The organism is Streptomyces echinoruber (assembly GCF_014651135.1).
Taxonomy (GTDB): domain Bacteria; phylum Actinomycetota; class Actinomycetes; order Streptomycetales; family Streptomycetaceae; genus Streptomyces; species Streptomyces echinoruber.
This window is the reverse complement of the sequence record NZ_BMWH01000016.1, coordinates 97,248-118,929: the sequence shown is the minus strand read 5'-3', so window position 1 is coordinate 118,929 and position 21,682 is coordinate 97,248. Positions and strand designations below refer to the sequence as shown.

17 protein-coding genes are annotated in these 21,682 nt (G+C 75.5%); 13 read left to right on the top strand and 4 right to left on the bottom strand.

The genetic code is table 11. The annotated features are described in order from the left end of the window. Positions 1-235: 235 nt before the first annotated feature. Both IE225_RS19335 and IE225_RS19330 read left to right on the top strand, forming a co-directional pair. Positions 236-994, top strand: a complete 759-nt coding sequence (locus tag IE225_RS19335) for an MBL fold metallo-hydrolase (protein ID WP_190058813.1) — start codon at positions 236-238, stop codon at positions 992-994. A 10-nt stretch (positions 995-1,004) separates the two neighbouring features. Next, a complete protein-coding gene (locus IE225_RS19330) occupies positions 1,005-2,447 on the top strand; it encodes a DUF4032 domain-containing protein (protein ID WP_229879716.1) in 1,443 nt (480 codons plus the stop codon). Between the two features lie 10 nt (positions 2,448-2,457). On the opposite strand, the gene IE225_RS19325 is transcribed toward IE225_RS19330, so the two are convergent. Then, positions 2,458-3,330 (bottom strand): universal stress protein, encoded by an 873-nt coding sequence (locus tag IE225_RS19325; RefSeq protein ID WP_190058812.1) that lies wholly within the window; start codon positions 3,328-3,330, stop codon positions 2,458-2,460. Positions 3,331-3,489: 159 nt separating this feature from the next. Here IE225_RS19325 and IE225_RS19320 point away from each other — a divergent pair, with 159 nt between their 5' ends. The 5 genes from IE225_RS19320 (at position 3,490) to IE225_RS19300 (ending at position 10,674) form a co-directional block, all read left to right on the top strand. After that, positions 3,490-3,843, top strand: coding sequence for a VOC family protein (locus IE225_RS19320; RefSeq protein ID WP_190058811.1), 354 nt, complete (start codon positions 3,490-3,492; stop codon positions 3,841-3,843). Positions 3,844-4,007: 164 nt separating this feature from the next. Beyond that, positions 4,008-5,684 carry an NAD(P)/FAD-dependent oxidoreductase gene (locus IE225_RS19315; RefSeq protein WP_190058810.1) on the top strand — a complete coding sequence of 559 codons (1,677 nt, stop codon included), beginning with the start codon at positions 4,008-4,010 and terminating at the stop codon, positions 5,682-5,684. Beyond that, positions 5,681-7,153, top strand: coding sequence for an ATP-binding protein (locus IE225_RS19310; protein WP_190058809.1), 1,473 nt, complete (start codon positions 5,681-5,683; stop codon positions 7,151-7,153). Before IE225_RS19315 ends, IE225_RS19310 begins: the two co-directional genes overlap by 4 nt. Beyond that, a complete protein-coding gene (locus IE225_RS19305) occupies positions 7,150-7,500 on the top strand; it encodes a UBP-type zinc finger domain-containing protein (protein ID WP_190058808.1) in 351 nt (116 codons plus the stop codon). The genes IE225_RS19310 and IE225_RS19305 overlap by 4 nt, the downstream gene beginning before the upstream one ends. Before the next feature lie 204 nt (positions 7,501-7,704). Next, a complete protein-coding gene (locus tag IE225_RS19300; RefSeq protein ID WP_229879714.1) occupies positions 7,705-10,674 on the top strand; it encodes an ATP-binding protein in 2,970 nt (989 codons plus the stop codon). A 164-nt stretch (positions 10,675-10,838) separates the two neighbouring features. Here the strand turns inward: IE225_RS19300 and IE225_RS19295 are convergent, their stop codons facing one another. Next, entirely contained in the window at positions 10,839-12,629 is a 1,791-nt protein-coding gene (locus IE225_RS19295) for a M4 family metallopeptidase (RefSeq protein WP_190058806.1), read from the bottom strand. 835 nt (positions 12,630-13,464) lie between these two features. On the opposite strand from IE225_RS19295, the gene IE225_RS19290 reads away from it, so the two are divergent. The 3 genes from IE225_RS19290 to IE225_RS19280 all read left to right on the top strand — a co-directional run bounded on the left by IE225_RS19290 (position 13,465) and on the right by IE225_RS19280 (position 16,784). Next, entirely contained in the window at positions 13,465-15,069 is a 1,605-nt protein-coding gene (locus IE225_RS19290; protein WP_190058805.1) for a protein kinase domain-containing protein, read from the top strand. Between the two features lie 144 nt (positions 15,070-15,213). Then, positions 15,214-16,185: an LLM class F420-dependent oxidoreductase gene (locus IE225_RS19285; protein ID WP_190058804.1), complete on the top strand. Its 972-nt coding sequence runs from the start codon at positions 15,214-15,216 to the stop codon at positions 16,183-16,185. A gap of 173 nt (positions 16,186-16,358) precedes the next feature. Further along, entirely contained in the window at positions 16,359-16,784 is a 426-nt protein-coding gene (locus IE225_RS19280) for an SsgA family sporulation/cell division regulator (protein ID WP_190058803.1), read from the top strand. 133 nt (positions 16,785-16,917) lie between these two features. Here the strand turns inward: IE225_RS19280 and IE225_RS19275 are convergent, their stop codons facing one another. Next, a complete protein-coding gene (locus IE225_RS19275) occupies positions 16,918-17,418 on the bottom strand; it encodes a DUF6328 family protein (protein WP_190058802.1) in 501 nt (166 codons plus the stop codon). Between the two features lie 140 nt (positions 17,419-17,558). Here IE225_RS19275 and IE225_RS19270 point away from each other — a divergent pair, with 140 nt between their 5' ends. Both IE225_RS19270 and IE225_RS19265 read left to right on the top strand, forming a co-directional pair. Then, positions 17,559-17,930 carry a hypothetical protein gene (locus IE225_RS19270; protein ID WP_229879712.1) on the top strand — a complete coding sequence of 124 codons (372 nt, stop codon included), beginning with the start codon at positions 17,559-17,561 and terminating at the stop codon, positions 17,928-17,930. A gap of 390 nt (positions 17,931-18,320) precedes the next feature. After that, on the top strand, positions 18,321-18,665 hold the full coding sequence (locus tag IE225_RS19265) for a hypothetical protein (protein ID WP_190058800.1): 345 nt from the start codon (positions 18,321-18,323) through the stop codon (positions 18,663-18,665). Between the two features lie 24 nt (positions 18,666-18,689). Here the strand turns inward: IE225_RS19265 and IE225_RS19260 are convergent, their stop codons facing one another. Beyond that, positions 18,690-19,673, bottom strand: a complete 984-nt coding sequence (locus IE225_RS19260; RefSeq protein ID WP_190058799.1) for an aldo/keto reductase — start codon at positions 19,671-19,673, stop codon at positions 18,690-18,692. Between the two features lie 272 nt (positions 19,674-19,945). On the opposite strand from IE225_RS19260, the gene IE225_RS19255 reads away from it, so the two are divergent. After that, on the top strand, positions 19,946-21,607 hold the full coding sequence (locus tag IE225_RS19255) for a cholesterol oxidase substrate-binding domain-containing protein (RefSeq protein ID WP_373303231.1): 1,662 nt from the start codon (positions 19,946-19,948) through the stop codon (positions 21,605-21,607). Positions 21,608-21,682: the final 75 nt, after the last annotated feature.

The window sequence follows — 21,682 nt, the reverse complement described above, 5'->3', positions numbered from 1 at the left end:
CGTGTATCCGACAGGGGCGCGCGCCGGAAGCGGGGAGGGCGACGTGTTCCCGACGCGGAAAGGGCCACTTGTTCCCGACGCGGGAAGGGCGATGTGTTCCCGCAAGGACACGGCGGGCGCCGGGCCTCTCCCCGGCCGCCCGCGCCGCGCCCCCGTCTGGTTTGCTGTCCCCGGCAGCGCGGCACCGCCGAAGGCGGATACGAAGGCGGATGCGGAGGCGGAGGTGGGGAGGATCATGGGGGCGGACGTGCGGGAAGTGGCCGACGGTGTCCACCTGGTGGACGGCGGCATCGTCAACTGGGTCGTCCTCGCGGAGGGCGGCGAGCTGACGCTGATCGACACCGGCTATCCCGGTGACCGGCGGCGGCTGCTGGACTCCCTGGCGGCGGTGGGCGGTTCACCGGAGGCGGTGCGGGCCGTGCTGGTCACGCACGCCCACAACGACCACCTCGGCTCGGCCGAGTACCTGCGGGCGGCCCACGGCACGCCCGTCCTGCTCCACCCGGCCGAAGTCCCGCACGCGCGGCGGGAGTTCCTGCACCAGGTCACCCCCGGGCAGGTGCTGCGCAACGCCTGGCGGCCCGGTGTGCTGCCGTGGGCACTGCACGCGGTACGCGCCGGCGGCACCGCGCGCATACCGGTCGCCGCGCCCGGGCCGTTCCCGGTGCGCGAACCGCTCGACCTGCCCGGCCGTCCGGTCGCGGTGCCCACGCCCGGCCACACGGACGGGCACGTCGCCTTCCACCTGCCGCGGGCCGGCGTGGTCGTCTCCGGTGACGCGCTGGTCACCGGCCACCCCACCTCCCGCCGGCGCGGGCCGCAGCTGCTGCCCGGCATGTTCCACCGGGAGCGCGAGCGCGCGGCGGCCTCCCTGGAGGTGTTCGAGAAACTCGCCGCCGACCTGCTGCTGCCCGGGCACGGGCCGCTGCACCGCGGCCCGGTGCGACGTGCGGCACAGCAGGCACGGGAGAAGGCGTTCCCGAGGCTGTTCTAGGGTCTCCTCCATGGCCCTGCAGATCAGTGCCACCAATCCCGAGCACCCCGCGCTCCTGCTCGAACTGCCGTGGGACGTGCCCCTGGAGGAGTGGCCGAAGGAGCACCTGGTGCCGCTGCCGCGCGGCATCTCCCGGCATGTCGTGCGCTACGCCCGCGCGGGCGAGGAGGTGATCGCCGTCAAGGAGCTGGCGGAGCGCCCGGCACTGCGCGAGTACGAGCTGCTGCGCGACCTGGACCGGCTCGGCATCCCCGCCGTCGACGCCCTCGCCGTGGTCACCGGCCGCGCCGACCGCACCGGCGCCCCGCTGGAGCCGGTGCTGGTGACCCGGCACCTGGGCGGCTCGATGCCGTACCGCTCGATGTTCGAGACGACCATGCGCCCGGCGACCATGCGCCGCCTGATGGACGCTCTCGCCGTGCTGCTGGTGCGCCTGCACCTGGCCGGGTTCGCCTGGGGCGACTGCTCGCTGTCCAACACCCTCTTCCGGCGCGACGCGGGCGCGTTCGCCGCCTATCTCGTGGACGCCGAGACCGGCGAGCTGCACCCGCGGCTGAGCACCGGGCAGCGCGAGTACGACCTCGACCTGGCGCGCGTCAACATCAGCGGCGAGCTGCTGGACCTGGAGGCCTCCGGGGCGCTGCACCCGTCGGTGGACCCGGTCGAGTTCGGCACCGGGATCTGCGAGCGCTACCGCAGCCTGTGGAACGAGCTGACCCGCACCTCCGTCTACCCGGCGGGCAAGTACCACTACATCGAGCGCCGCATCCGGCGGCTGAACGACCTCGGTTTCGACGTGGCGGAGATGCAGATCGAGCACTCCTCCAACGGCGACACGGTCACCTTCGTGCCGAAGGTCGTCGACGCCGGCCACCACCAGCGGCAGCTGCTGCGGCTGACCGGCCTGGACACCGAGGAGAACCAGGCCAAGCGGCTGCTGAGCGACCTGGAGAGCTGGATGGCGACCCAGGAGGACTACGCGCCCGACGACCTTCCCCCGAGCTCTCGGCCCGGCTCGAGCCGGGGGTACTCCCACGCCGCCCGCCCGGAGGTGCTGGCGCACCGCTGGGTGCGGGAGGTGTTCCGGCCCACCGTGCGGGCGGTGCCGCGCGAGCTGCGCGGCGACATGGACCCGGCCGAGCTGTACCACCAGCTGCTGGAGCACCGCTGGTACCTGTCGGAGCGGGCGCAGCACGACATCGGCCTGGACACGGCCGTCGCGGACTACGTCGAGAACATCCTGCCGAAGATGCGCGCGCCCCTGCGGCCGCCCGGCGACGACACCGACGCGGACCCGGCCGACCACACCGGCGCGGACGACGCGGACGACGGGGATGACGGGGACGACGCGGAGGCGGCCCCCGCTGACGGCACCGGCGCGGACGACGGGGACGACGCGGAGGCGGACCCCGTGGGTGGCGCCGGTGCCGGACGGGACGCGCCGGTCGCGTGACGCACGTGACTCAGTCGTGCGGGACGACGGCCACCGGGCACGTCGCGTGGTGCAGCGCGCCGTGGGCGACGGAGCCGATGCGGGCGCCGACGGCCGTGCGGTGCGCGCGGCGCCCGACGACCAGCAGCTGGGCCCGCGGCGCCACCGACAGCAGCACCTGCCCGGCGCTGCCCATCTCCACGTGCTCGACCACGGGCACGCCGGGGAACCGCTCGCGCCACGGCTTCAGCGCCTCGGCCAGCGCCCGCCGCTCGTACGGCTCCAGGCCCCCGGCCTCGTCGAGCAGGTGCAGCGAGCCGGGGCTGTAGGCGAACACCGGCGGCAGCGTCCAGGCGCGTACGGCGCGCACGGTGGCGCCGCGGGCGGCCGCGGTCTCGAACGCGAACCGCAGCGCGGCGGCGCTGTCCTCCGCGTCGCCGTGCTGCCCGACGACGATCTCCCGGCCGGCGGCCTCGGCGGCGGGGTCGTCCCCGGCGCGCACGAGGACCACGGGCCGCGTCGCCTCGGTGATCACCTGCTGCCCGACCGAGCCGACCAGGAAGCCGACGACCGGCCCGTGGCCGCGCGAGCCGAGCGCCAGCAGCTCGGCGTCCCCGGCGGCGGTGACCAGGGTCTCGACGGCCGCGCCCGCCAGGACGTCGGTGGACACCTCCAGGCCGGGGTGGCGCTCGGCCACGGTGCGCACCGCGCCGTCCAGCGCCTGGCGCACCCACCGCTCCTGGGTGTCCCGGTCCCCCACGTCGACCGCCTCGTACGGCTGGTACCGCCAGGCCTGCACCACCCGCAGCGGCAGTCCGCGGCGCACCGCCTCCCGGGCCGCCCACGCCAGTGCGGCCAGGCTCTCCTCGGATCCGTCGACGCCTGCGGTGATCGGGCGGGTCATGCGGGGTGCCTCCCGGTGTCGTGGTCGTGTCCGGGTCAGTCTTCCCCAACCCCGGCGCCTCGCCTCTCCCCCGCCCCGCGCTTCCCCTCTCCCCCACTCCTGTGCTTCGGCCTCTCCCGCCTCTGTGTTTCAGTCTCCTCCGCCCCTACGCTTCACCGCATGAGCCTGGAATGGGAGCAGGTGGTGGTCGACGCGTCCGATCCGGTCGCGCTGGGCCGCTGGTGGGCCGGCGCGCTGGGCTGGGTGGTGGTGCACGAGGCGCCCGACGAGGTCGAGATCCGCCCGGCCCCGGACCGGCTGCCGGGGCTGCTCTTCGTGCCCGTGCCCGAGGCGAAGACGGTCAAGAACCGTCTCCACCTCGACTTCCGTCCCGACGACCAGGAGGCCGAGGTCGACCGCCTGCTCGCCCTCGGCGCCCGCCACGCGGACGTCGGGCAGGGCGAGCAGCCCTGGGTGACCCTCGCGGATCCGGAGGGCAACGAGTTCTGCGTCCTGGGCGCCCGACGGCCCTGAGGACCCGCCGTTTCCTGGGCCGGCGCGCGGCGCCCCCGAACGGCCCCGTTCCCCAACCGGCGCGCGCGGCGGCCGCGCCGTGCCTACGATGGGCCGATGACCGGCGCGGCGACGCACGAGCAGGGACCGGGTCCGCAAACCCGGCGCCCGGGGTGGGGGACGTCATGACACAGGCCGCCGGGGCGGCGCGGACCGTCATCATGACCGTGGACGACGACCCCGGGGTCTCCCGGGCCGTCGCCCGTGATCTCAGGCGCCGCTACGGCGGCGAGCACCGCGTCGTGCGCGCGGAGTCCGGCGAGTCGGCGCTGCAGGCGCTGCGCGAGCTGAAGCTGCGCGGCGACCAGGTGGCCGTCGTCCTGGCCGACTACCGCATGCCGGGCATGAACGGCATCGAGTTCCTGGAAGCGGCGATGGACGTCTACCCGGCCGCGCGCCGGGTGCTGCTGACCGCGTACGCGGACACCAACGCGGCGATCGACGCGATCAACGTTGTCGACCTCGACCACTACCTGCTCAAGCCGTGGGACCCGCCGGAGGAGAAGCTCTACCCGGTCCTGGACGACCTGCTCACGGCCTGGCGGTCCGCCGACCACCGCACGGTGCCGTGCACCAAGGTGGTGGGGCACCGCTGGTCGGCGCGCTCCTCGGACGTGCGCGAGTTCCTGGCCCGCAACCAGGTGCCCTACCGCTGGTACTCGGTGGAGGAACCGGAGGGCCGGCGGCTGCTGGCCGCCGCCGGGCAGGACGGACGGCGGCTGCCGCTGGTGGTCACCCCGGACGGCACGGCCCTGGTCGAGCCCGAGGCGCCCGAACTGGCCGCCCGGGTGGGCCTGGCGACCACGCCGACGGCCGGCTTCTACGACCTCGTGGTGATCGGCGGCGGCCCGGCGGGACTCGGCGCGGCCGTCTACGGCGCCTCGGAGGGCCTGCGGACCGTGCTGGTGGAGCGGTCGGCGACCGGCGGGCAGGCCGGGCAGAGCTCCCGGATCGAGAACTACCTCGGCTTCCCCGACGGCGTCTCCGGCGCCCAGCTCACCGAGCGGGCGCGGCGGCAGGCGGCCCGGTTCGGCGCGGAGATCCTCACCGCGCGGGAGGTCACCGGCCTGGAGGTGAGCGGCGCCGCGCGCGTCGTGCGGTTCGCGGACGGCTCGACCATCGCCGCGCACAGCGTGATCCTCGCGACCGGCGTGCAGTACCGGCAACTGGACGCGGCGGGCTGTGCCGACCTGACCGGGTGCGGGGTGTTCTACGGCTCCGCGCTCACCGAGGCCGCCTCCTGCCAGGGGCAGGACGTGTACGTCGTGGGCGGCGCCAACTCGGCCGGCCAGGCCGCGATGTACCTGTCCCGGTTCGCCAAGTCGGTGACGCTGCTGGTGCGCGGGGCGGACCTGTCGGCGTCGATGTCGCACTACCTGATCCAGCAGATCGACGAGGTGGCGAACATCGCCGTGCGCCACCACACGGCCGTGGCGGCCGCGCACGGCTCCGGCCACCTGGAGCAGCTGACGCTGCGTCACACCCTGACCGGGGAGACCGAACGCGTCGACGCCTCGTGGATGTTCGTGTTCATCGGCGCCGCCCCGCTGACCGACTGGCTGGACGGGACGGTGCTGCGCGACGAGCGCGGGTTCGTCCTCGCCGGGCCGGACCTGACCCCCGACGGGCGCCCGCCGGCGGGCTGGGAGCTGGACCGGCCGCCGTACCACCTGGAGACCAACGTGCCCGGCGTGTTCGTCGCGGGCGACGCGCGCGCCGAGTCCGCCAAGCGGGTCGCCTCCGCCGTCGGAGAGGGAGCCATGGCCGTGATGCTCGTCCACCGTTACCTGGAGCAGTCGTGAGCGGGCGGCCGGTGCCGTGCAGCCCGCGGGAGATCGGCTCCCTGTTCCTGTTCGAGAAGCTGTCGTCCGAGCAGCTGGGCCGGCTGTGCGCCGCGGGGCGGGTGGAACTGTTCGACCCGGGCCCGGTGTACGCCGAGGGTGAGCCGGCGACCTGCTTCTACGTGATGCTGGAGGGCACGGTCGTGCTCTCCCGCCGGGTCGGCGGCGACGACGTCGAGATCAACCGGACCTCGCAGCGCGGGGTGTACGCCGGCGCCACGCAGGCCTACCTCGGGGAGAGGGTGCCGCAGGTCTACACCAGCTCCCTGCGCGTGACGGAGCCGACGCGGTTCTTCGTGCTGCCCGCGGACACCTTCGCCGACGTCGTGCGGGAGTGGTTCCCGATGGCGGTCCACCTGCTGGAGGGCCTCTTCCTCGGCTCCAAGAGCACCCAGCGCACCCTCGGGCAGCGGGAACGCCTGCTGGCGCTGGGCTCCCTGTCGGCCGGGCTGACCCACGAGCTCAACAACCCCGCCGCGGCGGCCGTGCGGGCCACGGCGACCCTGCGGGAGCGGGTGGCGAAGATGCGGCGCAAACTCGCCGTCATCGCCGAGGGCCCCTTCTCCCGGGACGACCTCGCGCAGCTGATGGAGGTCCAGGAGCGCACGGTGGAACGGGTCGCCAAGACCTCGGCGCTCAGCCCCCTGCAGGCCGCGGACCGGGAGGACGAGCTCGCCGACTGGCTGGACGACCACGGCATCACCGAGGGCTGGCGGATCGCGCCCACCTTCGTGCAGGCCGGGCTGGACACCGACTGGCTGGAGGAGGTCGCCGTGTCCGTCGCGCCGGAGATCCTGCCGAACGCGATCGGCTGGCTCAACTACACGGTGGAGACCGAGCTGCTGATGAACGAGATCGAGGACTCCACCACCCGGATCACCACGCTGGTCGACGCCGCCAAGCAGTACTCCCATCTGGACCGGGCGCCCTACCAGGTGACCGACGTGCACGAACTCCTCGACAGCACGCTGCTGATGCTCTCCGGGAAGATCGGCGACCGCATCCGGGTCGTCAAGGACTACGACCGTACGCTGCCGCGCGTCCCCGGCTACCCGGCCGAGCTGAACCAGGTGTGGACGAACCTGATCGACAACGCCGTCGGCGCCATCAACGGCGCGGGCGGCGAGGGGACGCTCACCGTGCGCACGGCCCGGGACGGGGAGCGGCTCCTGGTGGAGTTTTGCGACACCGGCCCCGGCGTGCCCGAGGAGATCCGCGACCGCGTCTTCGAGCCGTTCTTCACCACCAAGCCGGTCGGCGAGGGCACAGGACTGGGCCTGGACATCTCCCGGCGGATCGTGGTCGACAAGCACGGCGGCGCCCTGCGGGTGGAATCGGTGCCGGGCGACACCCGCTTCCAGGTCCTGCTCCCGCTGACGGCCGCCCCGGCCGGCACCGACGCACCCGATCCCCTCGAGGAGCCGGCATGACGCACGACAGCGGTATCGACCCGAACGTTCCGCCGAGCGGCACCGGCTGCGCCGAGTGCGAGGCGACCGGCGGCTGGTGGTTCCACCTGCGGCGCTGCGCCCGGTGCGGGCACATCGGCTGCTGCGACGACTCCCCCGCCCGGCACGCCACCGCGCACTACGAGGCCACCGGGCACCCGGTGATCCGCAGCTTCGAACCGGGCGAGGGCTGGTTCTGGGACTACACCACCTCGCAGTTGTACGCGTCCGGCCCCGACCTCGCCCCGCCGGTCAGCCACCCCGAGGACCAGCCCGTACCGGGACCCGCGGGCCGGGTGCCGCCGGACTGGGCGGACACGCTGCGCTGAGCGGCGCGGGACGGGCCGACACGCTGCGCTGAGCGGCACGGGCGGACGGACACGCTGAGCCGCGCGGGACGGGCGGCGGCCCGCCGGCGCACGCGCGCCGGACGCGCCCGGTCGCCGGCCCCGAGCCGCACGGCCCGCCCGAGCCGTTGCGGCGGGACGCGGCGACGGGCCGGGACGCCGGTGGCCCGTGCCAGGATGGATGCCGTGTCGACGATCGCCTCCGCCGCGCCGCTGATCGGCCGGGACGCCGAGCTGGCCCGCCTCTTCGGGGTGCTGGAGCGCGCCCGCGGGGGCGAGGCCCGCGCGGTGCTGGTCTCCGGGGACGCCGGGGTCGGCAAGACGCGGCTGCTGTCCGAGACCGCCGCGCGGGCCGCCGCGGCGGGGACGCTCGTCCTCACCGGTCACTGCGTCGACGTGGGCGACGTGGGCCTGCCGTACCTGCCGTTCACCGAGGTCCTGGGCGCGCTCGCCGCCGACGGGCGCTTCGCGGACGTCCTGGCCGCGCACCCGGCGGTGGACCGGCTGCTGGGCGGCGGCGCCGGCGCCGTACGGGACGCGGGCGACCGGCTGCGGCTGTTCGAGGGCGTGGCCGGGCTGCTGGCCGACCTCGCGCACACCGCGCCCATCCTGCTGGTCCTGGAGGACCTGCACTGGGCCGACCAGTCCTCCCGCGACCTGCTGCGCTTCCTGCTCAGCCGCGGCGGCCTGGACCGGCCGGCATCGGGTGCGCCCCCGTACCGCCCGGCGGTGTTCGCCTCCTACCGGGCGGACGACCTGCACCGCCGCCACCCGCTGCGGCCGCTGCTGGCCGAACTGGTCCGGCTGCCCTCGGTGGAGCGCCTGGAGCTGCGGCCCCTGCCCGACGCCGACGTCGCCCGGCTGGTGCGGGCGCTGCAGGAGCGCGAGCTGCCCAAGGCCACGGTCCGCCGCATCGTGGACCGCGCCGAGGGCAACGCCTTCTACGCCGAGGAGCTGCTCGCCGCCTCCGGCACGCGGACCGACGGCCTGCCCGACGCCCTCGCCGACGTCCTCCTGGTCCGGTTCGAGCAGCTGTCCGGCACCGCTCGGCAGGTGCTGCGTGCCGCCGCCGTCGCCGGGCGCCGCGTCGGGCACGACCTGCTGCGGGACGCAGTCGGGATTCCGGAGGAGGAACTGGAGGCCGCCCTGCGGGAGGCCGTCGAGCACCGGCTGCTGGTGCCCGGCGACGACGGCGCGTACGCCTTCCGGCACGCCCTGACCCGGGAGGCGGTGTACACGGACCTGCTGCCGGGGGAACGCTCCCGGCTGCACGGCGCGTTCGCCCGGCTGCTGCAGGAGCGCGGCCCCGCGGGCGAGTCGGCCGCGGAGCGTGCCCACCACTACCGCGAGAGCCACGACCCGGCGCGGGCGCTGGCCGCCTCGCTGGAGGCGGCCGACCACGCCCGGCTCCTCGGCGCGCCCGCCGAGGAGCTGCGGCACCTGGAGGCCGCCCTCGACCTGTGGCCGGCGGTGGAGCCGTCCGCGCGGCCGGCGTGCGACGGCGTGGACCGGGTGACGCTCACGCTGCGCGCCTCCGCCGCGGCCGCGCACGCCGGCGACGGCCACCGCGCGGTCTCGCTCACCCGGGACGCGCTGGCGGCCCTCGGCCGGGACGCCGACTCGGAGCTGGCCGCCCGGGTGCGGTACACCCTCGCCGGCAACCTGCTCGGCGTGGACAGCCTCTCGGCCGCGTTCGCCCACAGCAGCGACGCGCTCGCCATGATCCCCGCCGAGCCGCCCTCGGCGACCTGGGTGTGGGCGGCGGCCACGCACGTGCTGGCGGCCCGCCAGGTCGGCGAGGACGCCACCGCGCTGCGCATCGCCCGCCGGGCCCTGCGGGCCGCCGAGCAGCTCGGCATCCCCGACGCCCGGGCCGATCTGCTGGTCTCGCTGGCCCACCTGGAGGGCGGCGGACGCCGCTCCCCCGAGAACCGCGCGCTGCTGCGGCAGGCGCGGGAGCTGGCCCGGCGGGCGGGGAACACGCCGGTGGAGATGCGGGCGCTGTTCAGTCTCGCCATCGGGTGCTTCGAGGCGGGCGAGTTGGAGCAGTGCCTGCCGTGGCTGGCCGAGGGCCTGGAGCGCGCCCGGCGTACCGGGCTGCTGTCGTCGCCGTACCCGCTGGAGATGCGCTATCTGCGGCTGCTGGTGCTGTACACGCTGGGCCGCTGGGACGAGTGCCTGCGCGCGGCGGCGGCCGACACCGACGCGCTGCCCGCGGCGGACGGTTACTGGGTCGGGCCGGTCCTGTACGTGGCGCTGGCGCGAGGCGAGGCCGGGGCCGCCGACCGGGCCCGGGCCCTGCTGGCGGGGCCGTTCGACTGGCTGGCGACGCTGGTGGCGGGGATCGTGCTCACCGACGCCGCCGCCCTGCGCGGCGATCCGGCGCAGGCCGTGCGCCGGATGCGGGAGACGGTCGCGGCGCTCACCCAGCACGCGGGCCACCGCCCCGACGCCGCGGTGCGGCTGGCCGCGCTGGCCCTGTCCGCGGTCGCGGACGCGGCGGGCGAGGAGCGCCTGGCCGGCCGGGAGCCGCGCGACTGGACGCGGACCGCGGACGAGCTCGTCGGTGTCGCCCGGGAGTGCGCCGGGCACGGGGAGGAGGGCATGCCGCAGGGGCCGGAGGGCCGGGCGTGGCTGGCGCGGGCCGAGGCGGAGTGGCACCGGGCCGTGTCGGGCCCGGACGCGGCGGCGTGGCAGCGGGCGGTCGACGCCTTCGGGTACGGCGACGTCTACGAGCAGGCGCGCTGCCGGCTGCGGCTCGCCGAGGCGCTGCTCGCCGCCGGGCGCCGGGAGGAGGCCGCCCGCCAGGCCCGCACGGCCCGGCACACGGCGCAGCGGCTGGGTGCCGGGCCACTGCTGCGGCAGGTGGACGCCCTGCTGCGCCGCGGCCGGCTCGCCGACGCGCCGCCCGCCGAGGGGAGTCCGGCGGCGCTCACGGCCCGCGAGCAGGAGGTGCTGCGGCTGCTGGCCCGCGGCCGCAGCAACCGTCAGATCGGGGAGGAACTCTTCATCAGCGCCAAGACGGCGAGCGTCCACGTCTCCCACATCCTCACCAAGCTGGGCGCCGCGAGCCGTACGGAGGCGGTCGCCGTCGCCCACCGCGAGGGCCTGATCACGCCGGAGCCCGACGCGCCGGGCCGGGCCGCGCCGGGATAGGCCGCCGGGCCGGCCGCACTGGGACAGGCCGCCGGGACGCGCCGCGCCGGAAGGGGAGGCCGCCGCGCCGGCCCGGCGGCCGCGGGCCCTGGGGCCGGGGCAGGGTGCCCGCGGTCCGGGTCCCCCGCGGGCGGGGCACCCGGAACACCGGTGCGCGGGCGGGGTCAGTGCCGGGGCGCCGGCGTGTTGGCGGCGGTGACGTTCACCGCGGCCCACGCCCGGTCGACGGTCCGGTATTCGGTGCTGCCGGCCCCGTACAGGTCCTTGGCCGCCTTCAGCGTCGCCACGCGCGCGCCGTGGAAGTCGGTGCTGGAGACCATGTAGCGGGTCAGGGCCCGGTAGAAGATCGCCGTGGCCCTGGTGCGTCCGATGCCCGTGACCGCGGACCCGTCGTAGGTGGGCGAGTCGTAGGTGACGGCGCCGATCCTCCGGCGGCCGCTGCCCTCGGCGAGGAGGTAGTAGGCGTGCGAGGAGACGCCGGAGCCGGCGTGCACCTCGGCGTCGTACACCTGCGGCGACCAGAAGTCGACCGTGCCCTCCAGCCTGTCGAGGGAGGGGTGGTCCAGGCGGCGCAGGAACTTCTGGGCCAGGCCGAGCTTTTCGCCAATGAGGTAGTTCGGCGGGTTCTCGGGGTTGTGCGCGCCGAACTCGACGCCGGAGCCGAAGATGTCGGCGAGGGACTCGTTCAGGGCGCCCGGTTCGCCGTACTGGTTGCCGTCGGCGTCCACCCGGGTCGGCTCCAGGCGGGCGGTGGCGTCGACGACGCCGTGGGTGAGTTCGTGGCCGGTGACGTCGAGGACGACGAGCGGCTTTGTGAACGTGTCCCCGTCGCCGTCGCCGTAGAGCATGCAGCCGCACCGGTCGTCCCAGAAGGCGTTGGCGACCTTGTGGCCGAAGTGGACCATGGCGTGGGCGCCCTTGCCGTCGTTCGCCATGCCCTTGCGGCCGAAGGTCTTCCGGTAGAAGTCCAGGGTCTTGGTGATGCCGTACTGGGCGTCGACGGCGGCGCTGATCCGGTTGGCGACGGTGCCGTCGCCCCACTGGTCGGTGGTGCTGGTGAACTTCGCCCCCCGTGCGAAGTTCTCCGGCTCGCGGCCCTTGGCGTCGCGGGTCTCGGTGCCCCAGCGGGTGGGGTCCTTCAGCAGGAAGCTCCTGCGGGCGGTCTGCGTGGTGGTCAGCTTCACCTTTCCGGCGAAGAGGGAGCGGCCGGTGCCGGAGGCCGGCGCCGGGTAGCGGGCGGCGGACGCCGCGGCGAGGCTGTGCGTGCCGGGCGCGGTGCCGGTGGCGGGGTCGAGGGTCTCGCCGCGCCGGTGCAGGGTCTTCAGCAGCTTCGGGGACAGGAACTCGTCGCTGTCCGGGGTGCTGCTGCGGACCCGGCCGGTGAGCGCGTCGACGACCACCGTGCGGGAGCCGGCGGCCCCGGTGCCGCCGACGCGGACCCGCCAGGCGAGGGCGGAGGCGCCGCCGCGGGCGTCCACGACGAGTGCGGCGCCGGCCGCCCGTTCCCCGGCCGCGGCGGCGGCCTTCCGCTCCGCCTGACGCCGTGTCAGCCGGGCGCGCAGGGTGGCGGGCCGGACGGTGTGCCCCGCGGCCCGGGTGACCCCGGTGTAGGTCAACTGCCGGGAGAGGTGGACGACCAGGTCGCCGCCGAGGACCGGCAGCCCCTGGTGGGTGCGGACGAAGCGGACGTGCCGGGCGCCCTCCGGGTCGATCAGGACGTCCTGCGGCCGGAGTTCCTCCCCTTGGGTGACGCCGGTCGCCGAGGCGTGGGCGAAGGCCGCGGTCCGGGCGGCCGCCACCACGTCTTCGGCCGAGGGCGCGGAGGCGGAGGCGGAGGCGGAGGCCGCGTGCGGGCCGGCGCCGGCCGGGCCGGCGTGGGCCGTGCCGGCCAGGCCGGTGGCGGCCGTCGTCACCGCGACGGCGACCGCCAGGCTGCGTATGTGCGCACTACGCACTGAAAGGGTTCCTTCGTTCACGGGCGGCCGGCACCGCCGGCCGCCGCGGGGCATGGCGCGGCGCCGCGCGCCACGGGGCTGGTCGGGCCCCGGGCGAAACCCTTACGGATGCGTCATGTGCATGTAAAGCAGGAAATGCCTTTCCCTGCTCGATTCATGACGACCCTTCGCCCGCCCGCGCCCCTCGGTGACCGGCAGGCGACCACCCGCGACCGACCGCACCCGACCACGACCGCTCGTGCGTCGACCGCGCGCCGCTCACGCGTCGACCGGCAAGATGCGGTGCGGCGCGGGCCGGTTGCCCCGGAACGGGTGTGAGCGATCTCGCATCGGCGGCGGGCACGGCCGGCCGGGCCTGGTGCGCAGAAGACGCGGCAGCACCGAACCGCCGGATGCCGGTGGTCGGATGCCGGGTGCCGGATGCCGGGCTCCGGCCTTTGGCGCAAGATCTGTTGACAGGAATTCGAAAAAGCCGGAACGGCCGCGACCGGCACTGTTCCGGCGTGCGCCGACAAGGCGTCCAGCCGTGCGCCGACAAGACGTCCGTCGGGGAATGCGCGCACGGGCCGCACGCGAATTGCGCCGCCCACCCGTGTTCGCCGCCGGTTACTCGGGAGTACGGGCGGACGGGCGCCGCCGCACCCGGCGGGAGGCGTCTGACCTCGCCCGGTGCGCGCCCGCGCCGTCACGGCCGTACGGTCCCTCTTTTCGCACAGAAGATCCAACGCGCAGTGAAAAAACGAAAATGCGCCGGAGAGTCGCCGGCGCGTTGAACGGATGCCGTCGTGCTTCCCGTACTTCCCGGAAAGACGAGAAACCGGGGTTTCAGCGAGGGATGACCATGGCCAAGGCGCACGTCTCCGCGGACGGCACCCGTGAACTGGTCGGCGGACGGTACCGGCTGCTGGAGGCGGTCCACCGCGAGACCAACCGCGTCTGCTGGTACGCCGAGGACATCCAGGTCGAACTCCCCTGCCTCGTCACCGAGATCGGGCTGCCGCCGGGACCGGGGGTGGAGGAGCGGATCACGGACCACGTGATGCGCACCTCCGCGATCGTGGCGGAGCTGCGGCCGGGACGGGTCGCGGCGGCGGTGGACGCCGTGGCGGAGGACGGGAGGCTGTGGATCGTCACCGAGTGGATCGACGGCACGCCGCTCGGCGAACTCCTCGACCGGGAAGGCGCGTTGGAACCCGAGCGGGCCGCGCGCATCGGGCTGGCGCTGCTCGACGTCCTGGAGGCCGCGCACGCCGAGGGCGTCACGCACGGCGAACTGAGCCCCGGCCAGGTGTTCGTGCGGGAGGCGGACGACATCGTCGTCACCGGCTTCGGGCTGGCCGGCACCACCCTCGCACCGCGGCTAACCGCGCCGTCGTACGCCTCCCCCGAGCAGGCCCGCGACGAGCGCATCGGCCCCGCGGCCGACCTGTGGGCGCTGGGCGCGCTGCTGTACACGATGGTCGAGGGCCGCCCGCCGTTCCGGGACCGGGGCCGGCCCGAGGCCACCCTGCGCGGCGTGGACCGGCTCCCGCTGCGGGCCCCGCTGCGCGCCGGGGGGCTGACCCGGGCCGTGCAGGGGCTGCTGCGCAAGAACTCCCGGGAGCGGATGACCCGGCCGGAGGTGTGGTACCTGCTCACCCGGACACTGGGCGGGGACACCGGAGGCATCGGGGACGCCGGGGGCGCGGCGGGGGCGCCCGGCCGGTGGCGGGAGGCGTACGCGGCCGCCTGCCACGCGGGCCCGGTGTGGAGCAGGCGGACCGCCGTCACCGTCGCGGGCGGCGCCGTGGCCCTCGTCGCGGTGGCGGTGGCCGTGCTGGCCGCCGCCGACCTGCTGCCCGGCACGGGCGGCGGGTCCTCCGCCGCGGGACCGGCGCCCCGCCCGCCGGCCTCGGTCACCGTCCCGCCCACCGGAGCCGGCCGGGACCCGTCCGGCACCCCGCCGCGCGCGTCGGCCTCCGCCACGGCCGCCCTGCCGGCGGGCTACCGCGTCCTGCGGGCACCGGAGGGATTCTCCGTCGCCCTGCCCAAAGGCTTCCGGCGGCTGCGCACCTCCCGCGTCTCGGACCTCGCCTACCGCGTCGTCTTCGGCCCCGGCGGCACCGACGCCCGCACCCTCGCCGTCACCTACAGCACCCGGGTGGGCCCCGACCCGGTCGCCGTCTGGCGCGAGGACGTGGAACCCGACCTGCAGCGCACCGCGGGCTACCGGCGCCTGGGCGACATCCGCGCGACCACGTACCTGGGCCGCAGCGCCGCCGACATGGAGTGGCTCTCCGGCACCGGCGACCGGCAAACGCGCACCTTCGGCCGGGGCTTCCTGCTCGGCGGCCACCGCGGCTTCTCGCTGCGCTGGACGACCCCGGCCGGCGACTGGGGCGCCGCGGCGAACCGGCAGGCGCTGGCCACCTTCCTCAAAACGTTCCGGCCGCCCGCCTGACCCGTGCCCGCCCGGCCGCCTGCTCCATATCCGCCCGGCGGACGCCCGGCCGCCCGCCCGGCCCGTGTCCGTCCGGGCGGCGCGCGGGGCCGGGGCCGCCCGGACGGGCCGTTTTCACCCCGGGTCGGGGGGAACGCGGGCGGCATGGTGCGAATCGGATACACGATGATGACCGAGCAGGCCGGACCCCGCGAGCTGGTCGAGCACGTGGTGCGGGCCGAGGAGGTCGGCTACGACTTCTCGGTGACCTCCGACCACTACTTCCCGTGGCTGCGCTCGCAGGGCCACTCCCCCTACGCGTGGAGCGTGCTGGGCGCCGCCGCCCAGGCCACCTCGCGCATCCCGCTGATGACGTACGTGACCTGCCCGACGTTCCGCTACCACCCGGCGGTGGTGGCGCAAAAGGCGGCCACACTGCACCTGCTGTCCGAGGGCCGCTTCCGGCTCGGCCTCGGCTCCGGGGAGAACCTCAACGAGCACGTGGTCGGCGGCGGCTGGCCCTCCGTCGACGTGCGGCACGAGATGCTGGAGGAGGCCGTCCACATCATCCGCGCACTGTTCGAGGGCGGCCACGTCACCCACCGCGGCACCCACTTCGACGTCGAGTCGGCCCGGCTGTGGGACCTGCCCGACACCCCGCCGCCCCTGGGCATCGCCGTCTCCGGCGAGAAGTCCTGCGCCCTCGCCGGCAGGTACGGCGACCTGGTGATCGCCACCGAGCCCAAGGCGGGCCTGCTGGAGGCGTTCGACCGGCACGGCGGGCGGGGCAAGCCGCGCGTGGGCCAGCTGCCGGTGTGCTACGACCCCGACCGGGACACGGCCGTCAAGCGCGCGCACGCCCAGTTCCGCTGGTTCGGCAGCGGCTGGAAGGTCAACTCCGAGCTGCCGCACCCGGACTCCTTCGAGTCGGCCACCCAATTCGTCACGCCCGACGACGTCGCCGAGTCCATCCCGTGCGGCGACGACCCGGAGACCTTCGTGGAAGCCGTACGCCCGTACGTCGAGGCCGGGTTCACCGAGGTGGCGCTGGTGCAGGTGGGCGGCGAGACCCAGCACGCCTTCCTGGACTGGTCGGAGAAGACCCTGCTGCCCGCGCTGCGCGACGCCTTCGGCTGACCGGCACACCCCGCCGGCCGCCGACGCCCGGCCGCCGACACCCGGCGAGCGGCAGGCGGCGGGGCAGGGGCCACCCGGCGAAGTGCGCCGTGAATCACTCGACGGCCTGAGCAACCTCGGCGGCGACCTGGGTACCAGAGAGCTCTGAGTCCGTTCTCGCCGGAGGCCCTCTCGTGAACCCGTTCGTGCACAAGACCCTGGTCATGCAGCTTCAGGCGGGCGCCGCCGACCGCTTCCCCGTCCTGGCCCACCTGCAGTACGACGCCGCGGACCCGTTCGCCGTCACCGCCGTGTTCACCCATGACGGCCGGGTGCTGGCGCGGTGGCGGCTCGACCGGGAGATGCTCGCCGACGGCCTCACCCGCCCGGTCGGCATCGGCGACGTCCGCTTCCGGCCCGTGTCGACCGGCATGTGGCAGGAACTGCGGATGGACTTCTTCGGCGACGCCCGCCCCGGCGGGGGCCGGCACCACGCCGCGGTGTTCGCGTGGGCGCCGGCGGTGGCGGCCTTCCTGCGGCAGACCCACGAGATCGTCCCGCCCGGCCGCGAGCAGGTGCGAATCGACGACTTCCTGGCGGAGGTCTTCACGGGCAAGTGACCCCCGTGGCCCCGGGGCAAGCGCCCCGCGAGAAGCGCCGTCCGGGCGGGAGGCGCCCGCGCCCCGCAGCCGCCGCACCCCGTGCGGGCACGCCCCGGCGTCCGGGCGGGAGGCCGGGCGCGCCCGGGCCGCGCTAGCGGGAGCCGTGCCGGCGCCGGGCCAGCATCGGGACCACGAACCAGCACAGCAGGTACCAGAGCACCACCCCCACGACCAGCCACGGCACGTACGTGTCGTGCGTGGCGACCCGCAGGATCAGCAGCAGCGAGGCGGTCATGGTGGCCAGCAGCAGGAGCAGCCCGACGAAGGTCAGCCGGGAGGCCCACTCGACCGCCTGCGGCTTCACCCGCCGCCCGGAGACCAGGCGGTGCAGGGACACCGGCCCGATCAGCGCCCCCGTGGCGGCGGCGCCCAGGACGACGGTCACGATGTAGATCGTCTTCTCCGTCGGCTGCAGTTGGGCGTACTTGGACTGGAAGACCACGGTGAGCAGGAAACCGAAGAGGATCTGCACGCCGGTCTGCGCGACCCTGACCTCCTGGATGAGCTCGCCCCACTTGCGGTCGGCCCGTTCCTCCTCCGTCTCGTCGCGCCCCCGGTCCCTCGCTTCCGCACCGTGTTCCGTGTCCGACAACGTTCCTCCAGCTCAGCGGTTCTCGCGGGTTCCGGTGACTCGTGTTCCCGTTTGCCGCCGGGTTGATCAGGGGTGACGGATACGGAAACGCCCGGTGGCGGAGCGTGTTTGCCCGCCGTGCGAGCGGCAAGGCGGATGCCATGAGCGCTACGGACAAGCACACGAACGTGACCGAGAAGTCCGCCGGCACGGCACAGGGCGTCGTCGGCAAGGCCGCTGACGCCGCGTCGGCCGTCGGGGCCGGGGCGGGCCGCGCCGCCGACGCGGCGGGCGGGGCCGCCCAGGGCACCGCCCGCGCCGTGGCGGCGGGCCGCCAGGCTCTCGCCTCCGCCTCCGGCCAAGTCGCCGCCACCGCCAGGACCGCCTGGACGGTCCTGGCCGCCCGCAAGGCCGTCGCCGCCGGCGTCGGTGCCGGGCTCACCGCCCTCACCACCGCCTCCTACCTCGCCGGCCGCCGCGCCGAGCGCGCCGCCCGGGGCCCGCTGACCCGGCTGACGGGCGGGCGGATCTGACGCATGGCCGCCGCAAGGCCGCCGCACGGTCGGCTTACGGCCGGCGCACGGCCGACGGCGGGGACGGCAGGAGGGCGCGGCCGCGGCGCGGAGAACGTCTTCGGCGCGGGCGACGGGCCGGCGCGAAGACAGCACCGGCACGGGCGGCGGTCCGACGGGAGACAGCACCGGCACGGGCGGCGGTCCGACGGGAGACAGCACCGGCACGGGCGGCGGTCCCGGTCGCGGAGCGGCGAGCCGCCGCCCGCGCCGGAACCTCGCCTTCCCCCCTCTCCCCGCCGTCGTTTGAGCGATCACCCCGCGGTTACACGAAGCGGGTGCGCCGGGAGACGCCCTGGGCGGCGGTTCCCGGCGGTGCCGACACCGATCGATCCGAGGAGTCCGTTGACCATGCCCGGCACTTCGCTCACCGTCACGCTCAGCGGCGGCAGCGCCGCGGACGCGCGGACCGTCGTCCACGCCCTGGAGCCCGCGTTCGGACCTGCGCAGGAGCTGCCCGCCGACGAGCGGGCCACCGTGTTCACGGCCACGTTCGGCGGCACCGCGCCGTCGGCGCCGCCCGCGCGGGACGGCGCGGCGGGACGGCTGTCCGCGCCGGTCACGGTGACCGTCCAGGGATCGCCGGAGGCCGTGCGCACGGCGAGCCGGACGCTGGCGCGGGCCTTCGGCGTGACCGACGAGGGCACCGCCGCCGGCGACCAGGAGCAGGAGCGCCAGCTGGTGCTCAGGTCCTGAGCCGGGGCGGCCCTCCGGCCGGGGTCACCAGCGGTGTTCGACCTGCTCGCGGATGCGCCGGTCGTACAGGTCCCGGATCGCCGTGAGCGTCTTCTCGGACAGCGGCGGCAGCGTGGCGGCGGCCGCGTTGGCGCGGGCCTGCTCCGGCGAGCGGGCGCCGGGGATCACGGTGGTGACGCCCGGCTGCTGGATGATCCAGCGCAGCGCGAGCTGGGCCGGGGTGTACCCCTCGGGGGCGAGCGCGGCGAACTCGGCGGCGGCCTCCACGCCCGTGGCGTAGTCGACGCCGGAGAAGGTCTCGCCCTGGTCGAAGGCCTCGCCGTGCCGGTTGAAGGTGCGGTGGTCGTTCTCGGGGAACACCGTGTCCTTGGTGTACTTGCCCGACAGCAGGCCCGAGGCGAGCGGGACGCGGGCGATGATGCCGACGCCCGCCTCGCGGGCCGCGGGCAGCACCTCGAGCAGGGGCTTCATGCGGAACGGGTTGAGGATGATCTGGACGCTGGCCACGTGCGGCCGCGCGATCGCCGTCAGCGCCTCCGCGCAGGTCTCCACGCTCACGCCGTACGCGGCGATCCGCCCCTCCTCCACCAGGGTGTCGAGGGCGTCGAACACCTCGTCGGAGGAGTAGACGGGCGTGGGCGGGCAGTGCAGTTGCACCAGGTCGATGCGGTCGACGCCGAGGTTGCGCCGGGAGCGGTCGTTCCAGGCGCGGAAGTTGTCCAGGACGTAGTTCTCCGGGATCTGCTCCACCCGGCGGCCCATCTTGGTGGCGACCGTGACGCGCAGGTCGGGCCTGCCGCGCAGGAAGGCCGCAATGGTCTGCTCGCTGCGGCCGTCGCCGTAGACGTCGGCCGTGTCGAAGAACGTCACCCCCGACTCGGCCGCCGCCTCCAGCACGGAGAGGGCCTGCTTGTCGTCCACGTCGCCCCAGTCGGCGCCCAGCTGCCAGGTGCCGAGGCCCACGACCGACACGCGCTGCCCCGACCTGCCCATCACTCGTTCTTCCATGCGGCCAGTCTGTCATCCGCCGCCCCGGCGAACGGAACGGGCCGTTCCGGTCGGCCGCCCCTTCCCATCCCCCTCGCCTTCACTCCCTCTTTCACTCGTTCGAGTGGTCTCCGGTGGCGGGATTCCGATGGCCCGCCGCCCGCCCTAGCGTGGCGGCCGTGACGGATCGTTTACGGAGCAACTTCCTGCCGGGCGACTCCGGCCCCACGGCACGGAATCCCGGGTCCACGCCATGGCACCCCGGCCCCACGGCGTGGACCCGCCGCGGTTTCCTGCGCACCGCCGCCGCCCTCACGGCCGTGCCCGCCGCGCTCGCCGCCGATCCCGCGGCCGCGGCGGCGGAGCTGCCGGACTTCCCCGAGGACGTGGCCCTGTACCGCTCGGCGTACCGCAACTGGGTCGGCGAGATCACCGCCGACGGCCTGTGGGCCTGCGCGCCGGCCGGCCCGGAGCAGGCGGCGGCCGTCGTCGACTGGGCCCGGCGCAACGGCAGACGTGTGCGCGCCCGGGGCCGCTCGCACGGCTGGTCGCCGCTGACGGTCACCGAGGGCACCGGCGCGGACGCCCCCGTGCTGCTCGTCGACACCTCCGCCCACCTGACGTCCCTGGCCCTGGAGTCCGCCACCGCCGTGCGGGCCGGCGCCGGCGTGACGATGGAGGCGCTGCTGTCCTTCCTGGAGGAGCACGGCCTGGGCCTGACCGCGGTGCCCGCGCCGGGCGACCTCACCGTGGGCGGGGCGCTGGCCGTCGACGCGCACGGCACGGCCGTACCGGCGCCGGGCGAGCAGCGGCCGCCCGGGCACACCTACGGCTCGCTCAGCAACCTGGTGCTGGAGCTGACCGCCGTGGTGTGGGACGAGGACCGGCAGGTCTACGCCCCGCGCACCTTCCGCCGCGACGAGGCCGAGTGCGCCGCGCTCCTCGCCCACCTCGGCCGCTGCCTGGTGACCGAGGTGGTGCTCCGCGTCGGCGCCGACACGAACCTGCGCTGCGTCAGCCGTACGGACGTCCCGGCCGCCGAGCTGTTCGCCGCGCCCGGCTCCTCGGGCCGCACCTTCGCGGGCTTCCTGGACACCTCCGGGCGGGTGGAGGCGATCTGGTTCGCGTTCACCGCGTGCCCGTGGCTGAAGGTGTGGAGCCGCGCCCCGCGGCGGCCGGCCGCCTCCCGGCACGTCACCGGGCCGTACAACTACCCGTTCTCCGACCACGTGCCGCGACCGGTGGCCGACCTCGCCGGACGGATGACGGCCGACGCGGCCTGGTACCTGGCGCCGGAGCTGGGCACCGCCCAGTACGCGGCGGCCTCGCTCGGGCTGACCGCGACCCTGTCCGCGGACATCTGGGGGCCGTCGAAGAACACGCTGCTGTACATCCGGCCCACCACCCTGCGGGTGACCGCCGACGGCTACGCGGTGGTGACCTCCCGTTCCCGGGTGCAGCAGGTGGTGCACGAGTTCACGTCCTTCTACCGCGACCGGCTCGCCGCGTACGCCGCGCGCGGCCGCTTCCCCGTCAACGGCTCCGTGGAGATCCGCGTCACCGGCCTCGACGACCCCGCGCACGCCGGGCTCGACGGCGCCCGCGCCCCGCTGCTGTCCGCGGTGCGGCCGGTGGCCGGGCGGCCGGAGTGGGACACGGCCGTGTGGCTGGACGTGCTGACGCTGCCGGGCACGCCGTACGCGGAGCGGTTCCTGCGCGAGCTCGAACAGTTCCTGTTCGGCACGTACGACGGCACGCACGCCCTGACCCGGGTGGAGTGGTCCAAGGGCTGGGCGTACACGGACACGGCCGCCTGGAGCGACGCGCACGTGCTGGGCACGGCGGTGCCCGCGTCGTTCAGGAGCGCCGTGTGGGAGGAGGCGGCCGGGACACTGCGGCGGCTCGACCCGCACCGGGTGTTCGGCGACGCCTTCCTGGACCGCCTGTTCCCGTAGGCCGGGCGGCGCCGGACCCGCACGGCCGGCGCGCCCGCGGCTCACGCACGGCCGGCGTGTCCGCGGCTCCCGCAC